The organism is Neptunomonas phycophila, from assembly GCF_001922575.1.
Lineage (GTDB): Bacteria > Pseudomonadota > Gammaproteobacteria > Pseudomonadales > Balneatricaceae > Neptunomonas > Neptunomonas phycophila.
Genome location: NZ_MRCI01000001.1, coordinates 843,119 through 861,194 on the forward strand (window position 1 = coordinate 843,119; position 18,076 = coordinate 861,194).

The window sequence follows — 18,076 nt, forward strand, 5'->3', positions numbered from 1 at the left end:
GCGTTTAATGAGCCATACCTCTGATTCGATGTTAGCTGCAATTTTTGATATGGACGGTCTTTTAATTGATTCCGAGCCGGTGTGGATGTCGGTTGAGGCTCAAATTATGAAAGACCTCTATGGTATTGATCTCGTAAAGGCCGATCTAATGCCATTTCAAGGTCGCAGCACGCTCGCTTTTTGTGAGGGTATGGCAAAACGTTTTACTGATGCAGGCATTGTAATAGAGGATCTGCTGTCCGGTTTATTAGACCGTATGGGGCAAATGATTACGACAGCGGCTCTGCTGCCTGGGGCTGAAGCCATTTTACATTGGTTTAATGAACAAAATATTCCATTGGCTATTGCGTCTTCTTCGCCTCTGCATTTTATCGAGGCGGTAGTGTCTCGGCACCATTTACCTGTGCACATGTTCACTTCAGGGACTGAGGTGAACGCATCTAAACCGCATCCCGCGGTATTTGAGTTATGCGCTCAACGTTTATCAATGCCTGTTGAGCGTTGCATGGTCTGGGAAGACTCTGTCAACGGTGTGATTGCCGGTAAAGCAGCCAGTATGGCCGTCGTTGCCGTACCTGAAAAAAACCACCCCACGCCAGAAAAGTTCGCGATTGCGGATGCTTGCTGTAACTCATTGCTGGAATCACTAGAAATACTGAAAGTTGATGGTTTTATTTGGCCGTTTAGTCGTCGTTAAGGGTGACCCGTGCGCGTTTGCAGGTAAGATAGGCAGGTAGGGAAACCTTATCGAATTTAATTAGTTTTGGAGTGCGCATGAATTTACTAGAACAGCTTAAATCACTAAGTACTGTTGTTGCTGACACTGGAGATCTAGAGGCGATTCAACGATTTAAGCCTGAAGACGCAACGACAAACCCTTCGTTAATTTTAAAAGCGGCAGAGTCTGGTAGCTACGATGGCTTACTGAATGACATTGTTACTGAAGTGAACGCTTTACATTTAACTAAAGATGCAGCTTTAGAAGAAATTAGCGACCGTCTAATTGTCGCTATGGGTGTGGCAATTCTTGAGCATGTACCTGGTCGAGTTTCAACAGAAGTGGATGCTCGTTTATCTTTTGACCAAACGGCTAGTTTAGCTAAAGCCCGTAAGTTGGTTGCTCTTTATGAGCAGGCAGGGGTTAGTCGGTCGCGTATTCTGATTAAGTTAGCGGCAACGTGGGAAGGTATTCGTGCGGCTGAAATTCTTGAAAAAGAAGGGATTCAGTGCAACTTGACGCTAATCTTTAGTTTTGCCCAAGCTCAAGCCTGCGCAGAAGCGGGGGTTTACCTTATCTCCCCATTTGTAGGCCGTATCTTAGATTGGTTCCGTAAGGAAAATCCTGACGCTAACTATGCACCCTCAGAAGAGCCAGGTGTGGAATCTGTCACACGTATTTTTAACTACTTTCGTCAGCAGGGCTACCCAACGGTTGTTATGGGAGCAAGCTTCCGTAATGCCGGTGAAATTATTGCCTTAGCCGGTTGTGATCGGCTAACCATTAGCCCAGCACTGCTAGAAGAATTAGCGTCAACAGAAGGATCGCTAAACGCCTCTCTAGTGGCTACTGATGCATCACCTGTCGAGGTGGATGCTTTAACTGAACCGGCTTTCCGTCACGCGCTTAATGCAGATGCGATGGCAACAGAAAAGTTAGCTGAAGGTATTCGAGGTTTTGAAAAAGACCAAGGAAAACTAGAAGCCTTAATCTTAAACCGTTTGGGATAATGAAGTGGGTGTGACGCTCAAGAATAATCATAAGAGGGCGCTTTAATGTATGTTGGTGTTGATTGCGGTACGCAAGGTACTAAGGTCGTCATTCTAGATACTAAGCAGCAAAAGGTGCGTGGTGAAGGCTACGCTCCTCATGCTTTGGTCAGTGAATCAAATGGCTGTCGAGAGCAATCACCACATTGGTGGACGGACGCCTTTGCCCTAGCGTATCACGCTGCCGTTGAACAAGCGGGTATTTATACACGCTGCATCCGTGGAATTGGAGTCTCGGGACAGCAGCATGGCTTGGTCGTTCTTGATCGTGAAGGGCAGGTTATTCGCCCGGCTAAATTGTGGTGTGATACCCAAACTGCTCCTGAAAATGCTGAGCTGCTCGCTATGTTGGGAGGAGAATCAGGTTCCATTGAGCAATTAGGGTTGGTCTTAGCAACCGGTTATACCCTTTCAAAATTGCTCTGGCTAAAAAAGAACGAGCCAGAAAATTTTGCAAACATAGCTCATATTTTACTACCGCATGATTATATTAATTACTGGCTAACCGGACAGATGGCTACCGAATGCGGTGACGCATCGGGTACGGGTTACTTTGATGTACGCACCCGTCAATGGAATACGGACGTATTATCTCTGATAAGCCCCGATGGACAATTGGCAGATGCACTACCGCCTATCCTTTCAGGGCAGCAGTCCATTGGGCGGGTGCGTAAAGAGCTTGCTCAAGCATTGGGGTTATCTGATAACGTAATCGTGTCCAGTGGTGGGGGCGATAATATGATGGGGGCAATTGGCACCGCTAATATTGAGGATGGCATGGTTACCATGAGCCTTGGCACCTCGGGGACCATCTATGCGTACTCGTCGACGGCTCCCTCCCGCTTGCATCCGGATGTCGCTTCTTTTTGTTCATCTAGCAATGGTTGGTTACCTCTCATATGCACAATGAACTTAACCAGTGCTGCTAATAAAATGCGTGAAACGTTAGGTCTGGACTTAGAGGCGTTCAATCAGTTAATTGCTGATACGCCAATCGGAGCAGAGGGGTTAACCATGTTGCCTTTTCTTAACGGGGAGCGAGTACCAGCCCTACCTGATGCTACGGGCAGTCTGCTCGGTTTAAACATGCAAAACATGACACCAGGCCACTTATGTCGGGCAGTAGTGGAAGGTACAACATTCACTTTACGTTACGGTTTAGACCGTTTAAGAGAATCGGGTGTGCGAAGTGAAACAATCTGCTTGATTGGTGGTGGAGCGAAAAGCCCAGTCTGGCGGCAGTTAGTCGCTGACGTGATGAATACCCGTGTTGTTTGCCCTGTCAGCAGCGAGGCGGCGGCATTAGGGGGAGCTATTCAAGCTGTGTGGTGTGATCTACATGAGCAAGGCCAAGATGTCTCTTTGGGCGAGTTGTGCTCTGATCTAGTCGTAATGAATGACGCGTTGATGGCAGAGCCACAACTGGATGCTGTACAGGCTTATGAACAGGCCTATCAAGCTTACTTATTAGCAGTGGCAGCGCATTATCCTGAAGCCGGAGGTAAGTGATGGCACCGCGTAACGATACGCCTTTAGATACCTCTTTCAAGTTAGAACTTGAGCTTTCAGACCCGCATTATTCGGGATCGGTTCGCTACCTGCAACATGGGGCTGACTCGCCTTTAATTCGTTGGCACTGTCATAAAGAATATGAGCTGCATTTGATTGTGGCAACGTCAGGTAAAATGTTTATAGGCGATTACATTGGCAATTTTAGTCCGATGCATTTAGTTCTGACAGGGCCTCACTTGCCGCATAATTGGATTAGCCGGTTAGATGAAGATGAACCCGCGCCTTTGAGGGATATGTTGCTGCAGTTCTCTGGAGATTTTATTCAGCAATGTAAGGCAATCATGCCTGAAATGAGCATGATTGATGACTTGTTAAAAAAGGCCAGTGTGGGAGTCATGTTTGAGCAAAGTGTAGCCCTAGAGGTTGAGCCCTTGTTTCGTCAGGCTTCTCAGACCAGTGGTTTTAGTCGACTGGTGCTCTTTTTTAATATTCTGGAGCGGCTTTCGCGTGAAAAAGACTATCGCTTATTATCGTCAACATCGTTTGACCCTTTGCTGGACGAGTCAGCAATTGATCGGGTAAACGTTGCGGTAAATTACATCATGCAGCATTACCAAGCGGGGCTTACCTTAGAAGATGTAGCGAGCGAGGTAGGAATGAAGCCGACTTATTTTTCTAAGTTTTTCAAACGCAGTACCGGGATACGGTTTATTGAGTTTGTTAATAACTTAAGAATCAACCGCGCCTGCGAGCGTTTAGTAGGAACAACTGAGTCGATTACGGATATTTGTTTCCAAGTGGGATTCAACAACATCGCCAATTTTAATCGTCGTTTTGTTAGCCTAAAGGGAATGACACCATCTGATTATCGTAAGCAAGCCGCTATGCGCTATTACCGACCTGGTGGGCACATACCAGCACCTAAGAGTGATTAAAAGCTCTGGGGCTCGGTTAATAAAAAGAAGGGGTTGGTGGTAGCCATTTTTAGCTAATAAGCAAAAGTAACGAGCTTGGCTTAGAAAAAATGGTGGTGGGAGATGGATTCGAACCATCGAAGCTTGCGCGTCAGATTTACAGTCTGATCCCTTTGGCCACTCGGGAACCCCACCAGAAGAGGGGGCGAATAATAGAGATAAAAGGAGGTTATGTAAATGCTTTTATGGGCTTTTTTCTCTTTTTTTTCACATGAAATTTAAGACCCTTATATTCTTGCGAGTTGAAAAAATTTCTTAATCTTTTTGTCATGCGGTCGCTATCCCCATGAGAGCTAGGGTTGGCTTGATATTGGCTGGATTCAGGCGTAAATCGGCATAGATTTTCACTAAAATCAAGAGTTGAAATAAAGGCATTTTTCTCTATATTTAGTGCCTGTTTTTTCTGGTTGTACAATATCTAGTGTTTATGACGTAGTTAAGACACTAGTGTTACTTCGGCTTAATATTTCATTAATACCAGCCGAGATCTTTATTAAAAATCAAGAAAAAATTTCACTTTCATCCGTATTTATCTTTTGTGGGGAATGGCTTCGGTATGCAGCAGAATTTGATGGTTACTAAACGTGATGGACGACAAGAGCCGATAGACCTCGAAAAGATTCATCGAGTTGTTATTTGGGCCGCTGAAGGATTAGACCAGGTTGCACCATCAGAAGTTGAACTCAAATCGCACATACAGTTCTACGAAGGCATTACCACATCAGACATCCATGAAACCCTAATCAAGTCAGCGGCTGATTTGATTTCTGAAACCGCGCCCGACTATCAATACCTTGCCGCTCGCTTAGCTATTTTTCATCTTCGTAAGCGAGCATTCGGTAGCTACGAGCCCCCACATTTGTTTGATCATGTAGCAGCGATGGTCGAAGCTGGTCGTTACGATAAGCATCTGATTGAAGACTACACGCGCGAAGAATTTGACGAGCTTAATAGCTACCTTGATCACACACGTGATATGAACTTTAGCTATGCAGCGGTTAAGCAACTGGAAGGTAAATATCTGGTTCAGAACCGTGTCACAGGCGAAATTTATGAAAGCCCGCAGATCCTTTATATGCTGGTGTCTGCGTGCTTATTTGCTTCTTACCCAAAAGAAACGCGTTTGGATTATGTTAAGCGTTTTTATGATGCGACCTCTCTATTCAAGCTTTCGTTACCTACGCCTATCATGGCGGGGGTGCGTACTCCAACACGTCAATTTAGCTCATGTGTACTGATTGAGTGTGGTGATAGCCTGGATTCGATCAATGCGACGGCGAGTTCGATCGTTAAATACGTATCGCAACGTGCTGGTATTGGTATTAACGCTGGTCGCATTCGTGCCATCGGTAGCCCTATACGCAACGGTGAGGCATTCCACACGGGTTGTATACCTTTCTATAAGCACTTCCAAACGGCTGTTAAATCGTGCTCACAAGGCGGTGTGCGTGGTGGCGCTGCAACCTTGTTCTATCCACTGTGGCATTTAGAGGTTGAGTCTTTACTTGTATTAAAGAATAACCGTGGAGTTGAAGAAAACCGAGTTCGCCATCTAGATTACGGGGTTCAACTCAACAAACTGATGTATCAGCGCCTAATTAAAGGTGGAAATATTACGTTGTTTAGCCCGCATGAAGTGCCTGGGCTGTATGATGCGTTCTTTGCTGATCAGGATGAGTTCGAGCGTTTATATGTTCAATACGAGCAAGACGAAAATATCCGTAAACGCACAATAAAAGCCGTCGAGTTATTTGGTTTATTGGCCTCAGAGCGCGCTTCGACTGGCCGTATCTACATTCAGAACGTAGACCACTGTAATACGCATAGCCCATTTGATCCGCTTGTGGCACCCGTTAAACAATCCAACTTGTGCCTTGAGATTGCGTTGCCTACTAAGGCCATGGACGATGTGAATGATCCAAATGGTGAGATTGCCCTCTGTACGCTTTCAGCATTCAACTTGGGAGCGTTAGAAAACTTAGATGAGCTGGAAAACTTATCCGATCTGATTGTTCGTGCTTTAGATAATTTATTGGATTACCAAGATTATCCGATTCCTGCTGCGTTCAATGCGACGGAAAATCGCCGGACGCTGGGTGTGGGTGTGACTAACTTTGCCTATTACCTTGCTAAAAATGGTGTGCGCTATTCGGATAGTTCGGCGAATGGTCTTGTGCACCGTACTTTTGAAGCGATTCAGTACTTCTTGCTTAAAGCTTCTAATGAGTTGGCTAAAGAGAAGGGGCCATGCCCGCTCTTTAATGAAACAACCTATGCTAAAGGCATTTTGCCTATTGATACCTACAAGCGTGAAATCGATGAGTTCTGTGATGAGCCATTACACTACTTCTGGGAAACATTGCGTGAAGACATTCGTGAGTTTGGTTTACGTAACAGTACCCTAACTGCACTCATGCCATGCGAAACGTCATCTCAGATTACAAACTCAACCAATGGTATTGAGCCGCCTCGTGGTTTTGTATCGGTTAAGGCGAGTAAAGATGGGATTATGAAGCAAGTAGTTCCCGAATATTCGGCGCTTAAAGATGACTATGAATTACTCTGGTCAATCCCATCTAATGAAGGCTATCTTCAGTTGGTAGGGATTATGCAGAAGTTTGTTGACCAGTCGATTTCAGCTAACACGAATTATGATCCAACTGTGTTCCCGGGTGATAAAGTGCCTATGAAGCAGCTATTAAAAGACTTGCTGACAGCCTACAAATACGGCCTTAAAACACTGTATTACCATAACACCCGAGATGGTGCGAAAGACGAGCAAGACGACGGTGGCTGTGAAGGCGGCGCCTGCAAATTGTAAGCTAGTATTCATGAGCGCCAGTAAGTGATTATTATGCTTGCTGGTTGCTTCCCCTTTTAAGTCTTTCTTACGCTGTATAGATAACTATGTCCTATTCTACATTTAATCCATCCAGTCATGATGCCACCCTAGAGCCTATGTTTTTTGGCAGAAGTGTTAACGTGGCACGTTACGATAAGCAAAAATATCCTATTTTCGAAAAGTTAATCGAAAAGCAGCTTTCATTTTTCTGGCGTCCGGAAGAGGTTGATTTAAGTAAAGACCGTAAGGACTTTATGAATATGCCGGAGCACGAAAAGCATATATTTTTGAGTAATTTGAAATACCAAACTTTGCTCGATTCGGTACAAGGTCGCTCACCCAATGTTGCGTTTTTACCCATTGTTTCCCTTCCTGAGTTAGAAACATGGTTTGAAACATGGGCGTTTAGTGAAACCATTCACAGCCGCTCATACACGCATATTATCCGTAATATAATTACGGAGCCTTCTGAGGTTTTCGATAAGATCGTTACGAACGAAGAAATCGTTAAGCGTGCCGATTCTGTAACCCGTCTTTATGATGAGTTGATTGAGCTTAATACGGTGTTCTCGATCCATGGCGAAGGGGTGCATACGTTTAAGGGGCGCGTTTATGATGTTTCGATGCGCAATCTTAAGAAGAAGCTGTACCTGACGTTGGTCTCTGTCAATGTATTGGAAGCAATCCGCTTTTATGTAAGTTTTGCGTGCTCTTTTGCGTTTGCTGAGCGAGCTATCATGGAAGGTAATGCCAAAATCATTAAATTGATTGCCCGTGACGAAGCTTTGCATTTAACGGGTACGCAGCACATGTTGAATTTACTGGCATCGGGTAATGATGATCCTGAATTCAAGTCGATTGCTCAAGAGTGCCGGGAGGATGCGTTGGCTATATTTGCTGAGGCGGCTCAGCAAGAGAAGGATTGGGCTCAATACTTGTTTAGTGAAGGATCTATTATTGGCCTGAATGCTCAAATCTTAAGCGATTATGTTGAGTACATAACTAATGTCCGCATGAAGGCATTAGGCTTTTCTGAAATGTTCCCTGCTAAGCAAAATCCATTGCCTTGGATGAATGCTTGGTTGGTCAGTGATAATGTTCAGGTCGCTCCTCAAGAATCTGAAATCAGTTCATATTTAGTGGGGCAAATTGACAACGAAGTTGACGATGGTGATTTTGACGACTTCGATTTCTAGGTGACAGGTATGTCGATTCCACGTATTAAAGTTAATCATTTTCATACGTTTTACTATCAATATGAGCCTACGGTGCTTGATTCATTAGAGGCTCAAGAGATTCCGGCTCCTTACAGCTGTCGTGGCGGATATTGTGGCTGCTGTAAGGTGCGTCTGATTGACGGCGAAGTTGAGTACGTTCAAGAGAGTCTGGTTGATCTTAATGACGACGAGATTTTGACGTGCTGTTGTGTCCCAAAAACACATATTGAAATAGAGCTACCAGAGGATTAACACTCTCAATAGCGTTAGCCGTCTCTATAGCAAGCTGGTTAGTTTGCTAACCCTTCCTAGTAAGATTAATGAGCTGCCTTATATAGTATCTGGCGGCTCTTAATGTCACCACTGTGGTTTTATGTCCTTCTGACTTTGTAAAAGTTATCTACAGAAGAATGATCAGCGCTCAAAATATCCACTGCAACGCGATATCTATGAATAATTCAAGCATTAATCTAGCAAATTTATCTCTTTTTTATAGATAATCCACATACTAATTTTGTAGAACACCTAGGTAAGAAAAAACAAGATTTTTTTTATTAAAAATTCTATTGCTTAATATAAGCTGTTGATTTTAAAGTGTTTATTTGTGTTGGTTGAAAATCGAGCAATTTGCTGACGAGCCAGTAAATACGGGGCTTATAGCAATCTACTAAAAAGATATAAACAAAGTTATCCACAGATATTGGGGAAAAGTGTACAAGCTGTAATAAACGCTTTTTTTTAGCCTGATGGCTCTGTTTTTTCTTTAAGTTCGCATAAATCTTCAATGATGCAACTGCCGCATTTGGGTTTGCGTGCTGTGCATACGTAGCGGCCATGTAGAATCATCCAGTGATGGGCATCAATCAAGAAAGGCTTAGGGATAAACTTTAATAGCTGCTTTTCAACTTCAAGAACATTTTTTCCGGGGGCTATTTTGGTTCGATTAGCGACGCGGAATATATGGGTATCAACAGCCATGGTTGGTTGCCCAAAGGCTGTATTAAGCACAACGTTAGCCGTTTTACGACCGACCCCAGGGAGCGCTTCTAGCGCCTCACGGTTATCCGGTACCGTTGAGTTGTGAAGCTCAATAAGCATTTTGCAGGCCTTGATGACATTGTCTGCTTTGCTGTTAAACAAGCCAATGGTTTTTATATAGCTTTTTAATCCATCTACCCCCAAGGCATAAATGGTTTCGGGCGTATTGGCTATTGGGTATAACTTGCGGGTGGCCTTGTTAACACTGACGTCTGTAGCTTGGGCAGATAAAATAACAGCAATTAGCAGCTCGAAAGGGGTCGTGTATTCAAGTTCTGTCTTGGGATGAGGATTCTCTGCTTGCCAGCGACTAAAAATTTCAAATCGTTTGGTTTTATTCATAAAAAAGAAGCGTTTTGGTCGGTTGGTTAGCTGTCAGGAACTAATAGGGTCATTTGGTTACGCCCATTCTCTTTGGACAGGTACAAGGCTTGATCGGCCATTTTTATCCACTGCTCGTGAGTTTGGAATATGGGGTGTACTTCGGTGAGCCCCATGCTCACGGTATAAGTAATGGTATAATCATCAACCGATACACGTGCCGCGGCTATGAGCTCTTGGATGCGTTCAACGACGCTTTGTGCCTTGCGAGCGGTTGTACCGATTAAAAGCAGTGCAAACTCTTCTCCTCCGTAGCGCCCCACGTAGTCGGTTGTCCGTGTGGCTTCACGTAGAATGTGGGCTAGGTTTTTTAGAACGGCATCACCGGCTAAGTGGCCGTATTGGTCGTTTACTTTTTTAAAGTAATCAATATCTAACATGATTAATGCTGAGCTAGACAAGCTGCGAGCGTAACGAGAGAACTCGTCTTTGAGCCGGTTTTCCCAGAAGCCTCGGTTGTACAAGCCTGTGAGCTGGTCAGTTTCGCTGAGGGTTCGTAGTTGATGGTTCGCCGACTCAAGCTCTTGGCGGCTTAACGCTGTATCAGTAACATCATAGATAAGGATAGCTATTTGCTCGATACGACCCGTTGGAGAGGGTAAGGGTAACAGAGTGGCATTTTGGTACATGGTGGGCGCAAGGCCGGTGATAGGGCGGTAACTTTTAAATTTGAATAAGTACGGGCGCTGTTCCCATGTGATAAAGGATCGGTTCTTTAATAAAAATACCGAGTCGACTTTATGCTTAAACCATTGCACTGGGAGCTCGGGAAAGCGTTCGAAAACGTTCTTTTTGTTCACATCGTTATACAAAAGACCTGAATGGTTTTCCATAAACTCGTTCCATAGCCTAATGCGATATTCCCTATCTAAAATGAGAACGCCGACATCAAGGTTTTGGAGTAAGCTGAGTTGCTGATGTAACTCGGTAACGCTTTGATCTTCTGTGCTCATAAGGTCTCGAAAAATTTGGCTCGGTTATTCATAGTGGTTAAAGAGTCTTCAGTAAAGAGCAATAATAGATCGCAACTGATGGTTTTCTCTCCAATCCGATATCCTATTTCAATAGATAAGGTCTTTTCCCAGTTTTTTTGCTGGGTATCCATTTCTGGTAAGTTACCATGCAACCCGATGATGGAGGGGGGGCCTTGACTAAAATTTACGTCTAACTGTAATGCTAGACTATTTATGAAGGCGCCGCTGAGCACGTTGGCAAGATCAATGAGTATTTCTCGCTCGGCCTCGGGTGTGAGTGCATCGTCGTATCGCATCAATGTTGCCATATCCTTGATGCTTGTTTCGGTGAAAAGTAGCAGCGCTTCTCCGGCTATCCCCGATCCAACAAAGCCTTGGCTGACGGTTGCACTGGCCTCGCGTTGGATATGTGTTTGCAAAGTCATCGCAAGTTCATTAATGCTGATTAAGCGGACCCGGGGGATTGGGAGGTGGATGAAGACTCCCAGTAATCTAGCTAGTCGGTCGCCTGCTCGCCCCATAGCAACGTTAGCGATTTCTTGATAATAGCTTTGTAAATCAATCGTAGTATCTATGGGGTTATGGCGTTTGGGTTGTTCTGAATTAGGGCTTAGCTCTTGTAAAAGGCCATACTGATGCAGAATGTCACTAACGATTTGCTCGTTGATTGGCTTCTTGATGAAATCTAAGGCCCCTAGTGACTTTACGCGCTTGGTTGCGTCGGGTTGTATGTCGCCTGAAACCACGAGTACAAGCGTGGGGAGATCGTCTCGTTGAATGCGCTCTAGGACCTGATAACCATCCATGATGGGCATATTCAAGTCTAAAAATACAAGGTGCCCTAAGCCGTTTTGTATCGCCTCAAGCGCTTCTAAACCGTTTGATGCAAAGGTTATATCAACATTCCAGCCTTGTAGCGACCTCGCCATATGTTTTCTGGCGAGGGAGGAGTCATCACAAATAACGACAGGAATAGGCGTATTCAAAAGCGTTCCTTAATCATGCTGTTTTACTCTCTTTGAAATTACAGGAAAAGTACATTCAAAGAAAACAGAGGTTTGCTTTGAATGTGTACTAGCTGATTTGTCCTGTAACTCTAACTCGGCGGCTTTCGCTGGGTTCTTTTTCGGGCTTACTTTTCGCAGCCTGTTGCTTAGCGCGTGCGTCAATAATGTTTTTAACAGCGATCAACAGTCCTAAACCAACAAATGCCCCAGGAGGTAATATAGCAAACAAAAAGCCTTTGTAATCCTCTATTAGCGTAATTTCCCAGTTTTGCGCCACAGGTCCAAACAATAGCTGCATATTAGCAAAAAGAGTGCCTGATCCTAGAGCTTCTCTTAAGCCGCCTAATACGATAAGTACCAGAGTAAAACCAAGCCCCATCATGAACCCATCAAGTGCAGAAGCTTGGACCGGATTTTTTGAAGCAAATGCATCGGCGCGACCCATGATGACGCAATTGGTAACAATGAGTGGGATAAAAATGCCAAGAATAAGATAAAGCTCATAGGTAACGGCTTGCATTAATAGCTCGATGACCGTTACAAAAGCCGCAATGATCATCACAAACACAGGTAAACGTACTGCATCTGGAACAAACTTTCGGAATATAGAAACTGTTAGGTTGGAACCTGTTAACACCAGTGTGCTGGCCAACCCCAAGCTAAGCGCATTTACGACGGATGCGGTAACCGCTAATAATGGGCATAACCCCAATAACTGAACAAGCGCGGGGTTATTTGTCCATAGGCCATCCGTTGTGATTTTTCGATAATCGATACTCATGATGCATCCTCACGTGGGGCTTGGGTGGCTGTTGAGCCTGTCGTTGGTGCCAGAAGCTCGTCACGGTTTAATTCAAAAAATTGTAGGGCACGGCCTACGGCACTGACAACAGCGCGCGGAGTGATAGTGGCACCGGTAAATTGATCAAACTGTCCACCGTCTTTTTTGACAGCCCATTCAGAATCAATAGCGCCAGTAAATTGTTTGCCGTTGAAGCTTAAGATCCAAGGTGATTTTTTTAAATCAATTTTATCACCCAATCCTGGTGTTTCTTGATGTGCAAGTACTCGAACACCCGCAACGGACGCGTCTGCATTAACGCCTACGATGAGACTAATGTTACCGGAGTAACCATCAGGAGCGATCACCGGTAAAATGACAGCGGTTACTTTCCCGTCTTTCAGGGCTTGGTAAACTCCCGCATTGTCATAACCTAGCTCGGGTGCTGGTATGTGAATTTTGCTGCTCAGAAGATCATTATCAATGTTCGCTTGAGGAATAATTTGATAAAGCGCACTCGCTTCTTCTTGGCGACGGTTTTCGGTAATCGTATCTTTTGTCAGTACTTGTGTTACGGCTATCAGCCCAGCTGTAACAATGGCAAAAATAGAGATGCCCAAGGTGTTTTTACGTAATGAGGCTATAAGCTCCATGACCTACTCCTTCATGCCGCGATTAGCTGACTTATGACCATATGTGCGTGGTTGGGTGTATTGGTCAATAAAAGGAGCGGCTAAGTTCATAATAAGTACACTAAACGCAACCGCATCTGGGTAGTTCCCCCACGTGCGGATAATATAAATTAATAAGCCAATACCTGCGCCATACCAAATTTTGCCAATGTTGCTCGTTGCCGCAGAAACGGGATCTGTAGCGATGAAGAAAGCACCGAAGATTGTCGCGCCTACGCTAATGTGAAAAATTGGATCGGTATAGTTATCCGGTGAAATGATGTAAAAGAGCAACGAGACCGCTGCTAGGGTTAATATAAGAGAGGCGGGCGTGTGCCATGTAAATATTTTTTTATACAGTAAGAAAATACCACCCATGAGATAAGCGGCGCTAACCGCATGCCATGCACCGATGTTGGCGAGCACGCTGGAGCTGCGCCAAATTTCGGTTGTTGTCATGCCTGCTCGGTGACGCATCTCGTCTAGTGGCGTTGCTGAAGTGAAAGCGTCCGCAGCCGTTTGCCATCCTCCAAAAATAACATTGAGCGTGTCTGTAAAGCTGAGTACTTGCCAGCCTTCTGCCGCTTGCATGACAAAAGGACCAGTCCAGCGTGTCATTTCGATAGGGAAAGAAATGAGTACTAATGCATAAGCGATCATCGCTGGGTTAAACGGGTTTTGTCCTATTCCACCGTAAAGCTGCTTGGCGATAACTATGGCTACAAATACGGCAACCGTAGTGAGCCACCAAGGAGCAAATGGAGGGAGGGATAATGCCAAAAGCACCGCTGTAACCAAAGCGCTGTTATCTTTCAAATAGAAGGAGATCGGGCGGTGGCGGGCTTTAATGCAAATAGCTTCAAACATTAAAGCCAGACTGCAAGCTAAGACTAAATTGATAAGAGTGCCCCAGCCGAAGAAAAAGGTCATCGCACAAATTCCGGGCACGGTTGCCAGAATAACCAGACGCATGACCTCAGAGGTGCCTGCTGGTTTATGAACGTGCGGTGATGTCACTCGAATTAGCGCCATAGCGATAATGTTTCCTACTCAAATTGGCTTAAAGTTTTGTTTAATTGTTCGGCATGGTTTTGCGCGGCTACAAGCGACTCTTTTAAACTAGTCAGTTCTGCTTCAGGTTCTGTCTCTTGCTGTTTTTTGATGGCTCGTTCAGCTTTTGTGACAGCCGCTCTAGCCATTGCTGCATCGACTTTCAATTGCTTGAGGTCGATACCTTGTTTCGCGGCATCAGCCTGCTGTTTAGCCTCGACAGTCTCTAGAGCAAGCTTTGCTTCGTTATGCAGCGAGGTGAGCCGGTCAATTTCGGCTTTTAATTCGACAGCGGTGTCAGAACCTGCATCGGCTTCCCCTAATGCCTTTTCGGCTTTTTTGAGCTTGGTACGCATAATCGACACATTCTGTTTCAGTGTCTTTGCGTCAAGCTGGGCCTCTTCTTTCTTGGCGGGGGCAGTTGTGGGTGTCGTACTTTTAGCTTCCGCTTCATAAGCTGATTGGGCGGCTTGGTATTTAGCTGATAATTTTTCGACACCTGCTTTCATTTTTTCGGCCGCAGGGCTGCCTGATTCTATCGCTGCAGCTAATGCTTTTTCGGCCTTATCGAGTGTCGCCTTGGCTTTTTCGGCGTCTTCTTTTAAACCGTTGAGTTTAGGGTTTTCTCCCGGCGCAGTATGGCTAGCCTCGTTGCTTTGTTCGGCGTCGTCGAACGCCTGCTGGGCTGCGGCTGCCTTTGCCTCAAGCTCTTGAACGGTAGTGCGCAGAGATTCAATACCGTCTTGCCCTTTTTCTTCTGCGTTTTTGAGTGCTTGCTGTGCTTTTTTGAGCTTTGTACGAGCCACTGCAGCCTGCGTTTTTAGCTGCTTGAGATCAGGCCCAGATGGAGCGGCGGTAGCCGCGGACTTTTCGGCTTGCTCAAATGCTTGCTGGGCTTCATTGGCTGCTTTTTCGGCCAATTGGTGCTGTTCCGTCAGCTCTGAAAGATCATCCATCCCTTCGGCTTTAGCTTTTTCTAGCGCAGTTTGTGCTTTCTTTAGCTTTGTTCTAGCAATGGCGGCCGCTGTTTTTAGTTTCTTGAGTTCATCGCCAGGCGCTGTTGCTTTAGGTGTAGACTCGCTGGCAGGGGGCGCTTGTTTTGCTTTTTGGGCTTTCGCAGCTTGCTCTGCTCGCTCGCGGCGGCGATTTTCTTTGTCGATCTTCTCTTGCTCTAAGCGTGCCTGACGAGCTTCAAAGCGCTGGCGAGCTTGCTCAGCTTTGCGTTGTTCTGCTTCTTCTTCTCGAATTTCGTTTTTAGCATAACGGTAGTATTGCACCAACGGAATATTGCTCGGGCAAACATAGGAGCACGCGCCACACTCAATGCAATCAAATAGGTTGTGATGTTTTGCTTTTTCAAGTTCACGGCTTTTAGCAAACCAATGTAATTGTTGTGGCAATAGCTCCGCAGGGCAGACCTGCTCGCATAAACCGCAGCGTATGCACGCTAGTGCGGGTGGGGCGGGCGGCATTTCATCTAACGTGGCGGCGATGATGCAGTTTGAGGTTTTAATTACTGGGATCTGATCGTCTTCAATAGTGAATCCCATCATTGGCCCACCCATAACTAAGCGACTTAGCTTATTTTCTTGCAAGTCGGCAGCTGTGAGCAGCGTTTTGAAAGGCGTTCCAATTAAAGCCTCTAGATTTTGTGGTTTTCTAACGGCATCGCCAGTTACGGTCACAATACGTGAAATTAAAGGTATGCCCTGTGTAACCGCTTGATGAATTGCAGCAGCGGTGCCCACGTTTTGACATACGATGCCTACATCGGCGGGAATTTTGCCGCTAGGGACTTCCACACCTGTTAATAATTTAATGAGTTGTTTTTCGCCGCCTGAAGGGTACTTTGTTGGCACGACAACAATATCGATGTTAAGAGAACTACCCCGTACCGCTTCCTCTAAAACACGTATGGCATGTGATTTGTTATCTTCAATACCGATCAAAATATGGCTGGGGCGTAGCAGATAATTAATGATCTCTATACCGCCAATAACTTGTTCTGCACGCTCACGCAACAGCATATCGTCAGCTGTGATGTAGGGTTCGCACTCAGCGGCATTGATCACTAACGTGTTAACTATGTGGTCATCGCCAAGATGTAGCTTGATATCTGTAGGGAAGCCAGCGCCGCCCATACCGGAAATGCCATGGTGCCGGATATAGTCGATAAGCTCATTCTGTTTAAGCTGGGTATAATCGGGTAAACCGGTATGGTCAATCCATGTGTCTTTGCCATCGGTTTCTATAACAATACAAGGGGCGCTTAAACCAGATACATGGGGTACAGGCTTAGGCGCAATTTCGATTACGGTGCCGGACGAAGGAGCATGGACTGAGGTACTAATTTTGCCCTGCGCAAGAGCAATGACCTGGCCTTTGAGTACATGGTGCCCTGGTTGAACGCACGGTTTTGCCGGTGCACCAATGTGCTGTTGCAAAGGAACCGTTAATTGCGCTGGTACGGGGGCTGGCCGTATGGGCGAACGTGTTGATTGCTTTTTGTTTTCGGGTGGATGGATACCACCATGAAAGGCGAATATTTTGCCCATTATGCTGCGCCTCGCTGCTCACTTCCTCGGCCTGAGTCGGTTGCAATTAATGCAACGCCCGGCACGGGCTGCTCCCATTTCCATGTGTTTAACGTGGTTGGGATAGGTAACATATCAATACAATCAACAGGGCAGGGTTCTACGCATAGATCACAGCCTGTGCATTCTGAGGTTATTACGGTGTGCATTTGTTTTGCTGCGCCAACGATGGCATCGACAGGGCAGGCTTGAATACACTTGGTACAGCCGATGCACTCGTCTTCACGAATGTAGGCTATTTTTTTGATTTGCTCTTCGCCGTGCTCGGAATCCAAAGGTACTGCTTCAACGTCTAATAGGTCTGCTAATGCATCGATGGTGCTTTGGCCTCCGGGAGGACACTTGTTGATAGCGTCGCCATTAGAAATGGCCTCGGCATACGGACGGCATCCAGGGTAGCCACACTGCCCGCACTGTGTTTGTGGCAATATATCGTCAATTTGATCAACGATAGGGTTACCTTCTACCTTAAATTGAACGGCGGCATAACCGAGAATTAAGCCAAACACGACGGCTAAACCCAGCAAGACCAATATGGCAATTAATACGGCACTCATTATTGACACCTACTAAAACGAGACGAGGCCGGTAAAGCCCATAAATGCTAGTGACATTAAACCTGCGGTTACCATGCCTATGGCAGCTCCACGAAACGGTGTAGGAACATCGGCAACAGCAATACGCTCACGGATAGCGGAAAACAAGATAAGCGCTAACGAGAAGCCAACGGCGGCGCCAAATCCGTAAAAGATAGACTCCATAAAGCCGTTTTGCTTTTTTATGTTCAATAGTGCTACACCCAGCACGGCACAGTTAGTTGTGATAAGGGGTAAGAAAATGCCTAGCACCTTATAGAGAAGAGGGCTCGTTTTCTTAACCACCATCTCGGTAAACTGCACAACGACGGCTATAACCAATATAAATGAAATGGTTCTTAAGTAGCCTAAATCGAAAGGTTGTAATAAGTATGTATACGCAAGGTAGCTACAGACAGATGACAGTGTCAGTACGAACGTGGTCGCTAATGACATGCCCATGGCGGTTTCTAGTTTATTAGAAACGCCCATAAACGGACATAGCCCTAGGAACTGCACTAGAACGAAGTTATTCACTAATACTGTGCTGACGAGAATCAGAAGGAAATCGGTCATATTGTCTGCTTCAAAACGTTTTCCGACGGCTAAAGACCGTCGGAAAGGTTAATGAGTACCTTGCTGGTATGCGTTAACGTTACCAACGTTTACCATGTGGTAACGGCGACAGGTAAT

Annotated in this window: 16 protein-coding genes and 1 tRNA gene; 7 read left to right on the forward strand and 10 right to left on the reverse strand. The window is 45.5% G+C overall.

Annotated features, from left to right (window positions below):
* Positions 1 to 7: 7 nt before the first annotated feature.
* The 4 genes from BS617_RS03825 (at position 8) to BS617_RS03840 (ending at position 4,214) form a co-directional block, all read left to right on the forward strand.
* Positions 8 to 697 (forward strand): HAD family hydrolase, encoded by a 690-nt coding sequence (locus BS617_RS03825; RefSeq protein WP_249263570.1) that lies wholly within the window; start codon positions 8 to 10, stop codon positions 695 to 697.
* 77 nt (positions 698 to 774) lie between these two features.
* Complete coding sequence (tal, locus tag BS617_RS03830) at positions 775 to 1,728, forward strand: transaldolase (protein WP_075171576.1); 954 nt, start codon at positions 775 to 777, stop codon at positions 1,726 to 1,728.
* Between the two features lie 45 nt (positions 1,729 to 1,773).
* Positions 1,774 to 3,276 (forward strand): xylulokinase, encoded by a 1,503-nt coding sequence (gene xylB, locus BS617_RS03835; protein ID WP_075171577.1) that lies wholly within the window; start codon positions 1,774 to 1,776, stop codon positions 3,274 to 3,276.
* Positions 3,276 to 4,214: an AraC family transcriptional regulator gene (locus BS617_RS03840; RefSeq protein ID WP_075171578.1), complete on the forward strand. Its 939-nt coding sequence runs from the start codon at positions 3,276 to 3,278 to the stop codon at positions 4,212 to 4,214. Before xylB ends, BS617_RS03840 begins: the two co-directional genes overlap by 1 nt.
* A gap of 90 nt (positions 4,215 to 4,304) precedes the next feature.
* Here the strand turns inward: BS617_RS03840 and BS617_RS03845 are convergent.
* A tRNA-Tyr gene (locus tag BS617_RS03845) sits at positions 4,305 to 4,388 on the reverse strand.
* Between the two features lie 421 nt (positions 4,389 to 4,809).
* On the opposite strand from BS617_RS03845, the gene nrdA reads away from it, so the two are divergent.
* From nrdA to yfaE, 3 genes are all read left to right on the forward strand, one after another.
* Positions 4,810 to 7,074 carry a class 1a ribonucleoside-diphosphate reductase subunit alpha gene (gene nrdA / locus BS617_RS03850; RefSeq protein ID WP_075171579.1) on the forward strand — a complete coding sequence of 755 codons (2,265 nt, stop codon included), beginning with the start codon at positions 4,810 to 4,812 and terminating at the stop codon, positions 7,072 to 7,074.
* An 86-nt stretch (positions 7,075 to 7,160) separates the two neighbouring features.
* Complete coding sequence (nrdB, locus tag BS617_RS03855; RefSeq protein ID WP_075171580.1) at positions 7,161 to 8,291, forward strand: class Ia ribonucleoside-diphosphate reductase subunit beta; 1,131 nt, start codon at positions 7,161 to 7,163, stop codon at positions 8,289 to 8,291.
* A 9-nt stretch (positions 8,292 to 8,300) separates the two neighbouring features.
* Positions 8,301 to 8,564 (forward strand): class I ribonucleotide reductase maintenance protein YfaE, encoded by a 264-nt coding sequence (yfaE, locus tag BS617_RS03860; RefSeq protein WP_075171581.1) that lies wholly within the window; start codon positions 8,301 to 8,303, stop codon positions 8,562 to 8,564.
* Positions 8,565 to 9,050: 486 nt separating this feature from the next.
* On the opposite strand, the gene nth is transcribed toward yfaE, so the two are convergent.
* The 9 genes from nth to rsxA all read right to left on the reverse strand — a co-directional run bounded on the left by nth (position 9,051) and on the right by rsxA (position 17,959).
* On the reverse strand, positions 9,051 to 9,692 hold the full coding sequence (gene nth, locus BS617_RS03865; RefSeq protein WP_075171582.1) for an endonuclease III: 642 nt from the start codon (positions 9,690 to 9,692) through the stop codon (positions 9,051 to 9,053).
* Between the two features lie 26 nt (positions 9,693 to 9,718).
* Positions 9,719 to 10,684 (reverse strand): GGDEF domain-containing protein, encoded by a 966-nt coding sequence (locus BS617_RS03870; RefSeq protein WP_075171583.1) that lies wholly within the window; start codon positions 10,682 to 10,684, stop codon positions 9,719 to 9,721.
* Positions 10,681 to 11,691 (reverse strand): response regulator, encoded by a 1,011-nt coding sequence (locus BS617_RS03875; protein ID WP_246283321.1) that lies wholly within the window; start codon positions 11,689 to 11,691, stop codon positions 10,681 to 10,683. The genes BS617_RS03870 and BS617_RS03875 overlap by 4 nt, the downstream gene beginning before the upstream one ends.
* 88 nt (positions 11,692 to 11,779) lie before the next feature.
* On the reverse strand, positions 11,780 to 12,493 hold the full coding sequence (locus BS617_RS03880; RefSeq protein ID WP_075171585.1) for an electron transport complex subunit E: 714 nt from the start codon (positions 12,491 to 12,493) through the stop codon (positions 11,780 to 11,782).
* Positions 12,490 to 13,146 carry an electron transport complex subunit RsxG gene (gene rsxG, locus BS617_RS03885; protein ID WP_075171586.1) on the reverse strand — a complete coding sequence of 219 codons (657 nt, stop codon included), beginning with the start codon at positions 13,144 to 13,146 and terminating at the stop codon, positions 12,490 to 12,492. Before rsxG ends, BS617_RS03880 begins: the two co-directional genes overlap by 4 nt.
* A gap of 3 nt (positions 13,147 to 13,149) precedes the next feature.
* On the reverse strand, positions 13,150 to 14,196 hold the full coding sequence (gene rsxD, locus BS617_RS03890; protein WP_075171587.1) for an electron transport complex subunit RsxD: 1,047 nt from the start codon (positions 14,194 to 14,196) through the stop codon (positions 13,150 to 13,152).
* Between the two features lie 14 nt (positions 14,197 to 14,210).
* Positions 14,211 to 16,769: an electron transport complex subunit RsxC gene (gene rsxC / locus BS617_RS03895; RefSeq protein WP_075171588.1), complete on the reverse strand. Its 2,559-nt coding sequence runs from the start codon at positions 16,767 to 16,769 to the stop codon at positions 14,211 to 14,213.
* On the reverse strand, positions 16,769 to 17,365 hold the full coding sequence (gene rsxB, locus BS617_RS03900) for an electron transport complex subunit RsxB (protein ID WP_075171589.1): 597 nt from the start codon (positions 17,363 to 17,365) through the stop codon (positions 16,769 to 16,771). Before rsxB ends, rsxC begins: the two co-directional genes overlap by 1 nt.
* Before the next feature lie 12 nt (positions 17,366 to 17,377).
* On the reverse strand, positions 17,378 to 17,959 hold the full coding sequence (gene rsxA / locus BS617_RS03905; RefSeq protein WP_075171590.1) for an electron transport complex subunit RsxA: 582 nt from the start codon (positions 17,957 to 17,959) through the stop codon (positions 17,378 to 17,380).
* Positions 17,960 to 18,076 lie beyond the last annotated feature (117 nt).

Coding starts and splice junctions, on each gene's coding strand:
- BS617_RS03825 (WP_249263570.1), top strand. CDS start 8: ATGAGCCATACCTCTGATTCGATGTTAGCTGCAATTTTTGATATGGAC.
- tal (WP_075171576.1), top strand. CDS start 775: ATGAATTTACTAGAACAGCTTAAATCACTAAGTACTGTTGTTGCTGAC.
- xylB (WP_075171577.1), top strand. CDS start 1,774: ATGTATGTTGGTGTTGATTGCGGTACGCAAGGTACTAAGGTCGTCATT.
- BS617_RS03840 (WP_075171578.1), top strand. CDS start 3,276: ATGGCACCGCGTAACGATACGCCTTTAGATACCTCTTTCAAGTTAGAA.
- nrdA (WP_075171579.1), top strand. CDS start 4,810: ATGCAGCAGAATTTGATGGTTACTAAACGTGATGGACGACAAGAGCCG.
- nrdB (WP_075171580.1), top strand. CDS start 7,161: ATGTCCTATTCTACATTTAATCCATCCAGTCATGATGCCACCCTAGAG.
- yfaE (WP_075171581.1), top strand. CDS start 8,301: ATGTCGATTCCACGTATTAAAGTTAATCATTTTCATACGTTTTACTAT.
- nth (WP_075171582.1), bottom strand. CDS start 9,692: ATGAATAAAACCAAACGATTTGAAATTTTTAGTCGCTGGCAAGCAGAG.
- BS617_RS03870 (WP_075171583.1), bottom strand. CDS start 10,684: ATGAGCACAGAAGATCAAAGCGTTACCGAGTTACATCAGCAACTCAGC.
- BS617_RS03880 (WP_075171585.1), bottom strand. CDS start 12,493: ATGAGTATCGATTATCGAAAAATCACAACGGATGGCCTATGGACAAAT.
- rsxG (WP_075171586.1), bottom strand. CDS start 13,146: ATGGAGCTTATAGCCTCATTACGTAAAAACACCTTGGGCATCTCTATT.
- rsxD (WP_075171587.1), bottom strand. CDS start 14,196: ATGGCGCTAATTCGAGTGACATCACCGCACGTTCATAAACCAGCAGGC.
- rsxC (WP_075171588.1), bottom strand. CDS start 16,769: ATGGGCAAAATATTCGCCTTTCATGGTGGTATCCATCCACCCGAAAAC.
- rsxB (WP_075171589.1), bottom strand. CDS start 17,365: ATGAGTGCCGTATTAATTGCCATATTGGTCTTGCTGGGTTTAGCCGTC.
- rsxA (WP_075171590.1), bottom strand. CDS start 17,959: ATGACCGATTTCCTTCTGATTCTCGTCAGCACAGTATTAGTGAATAAC.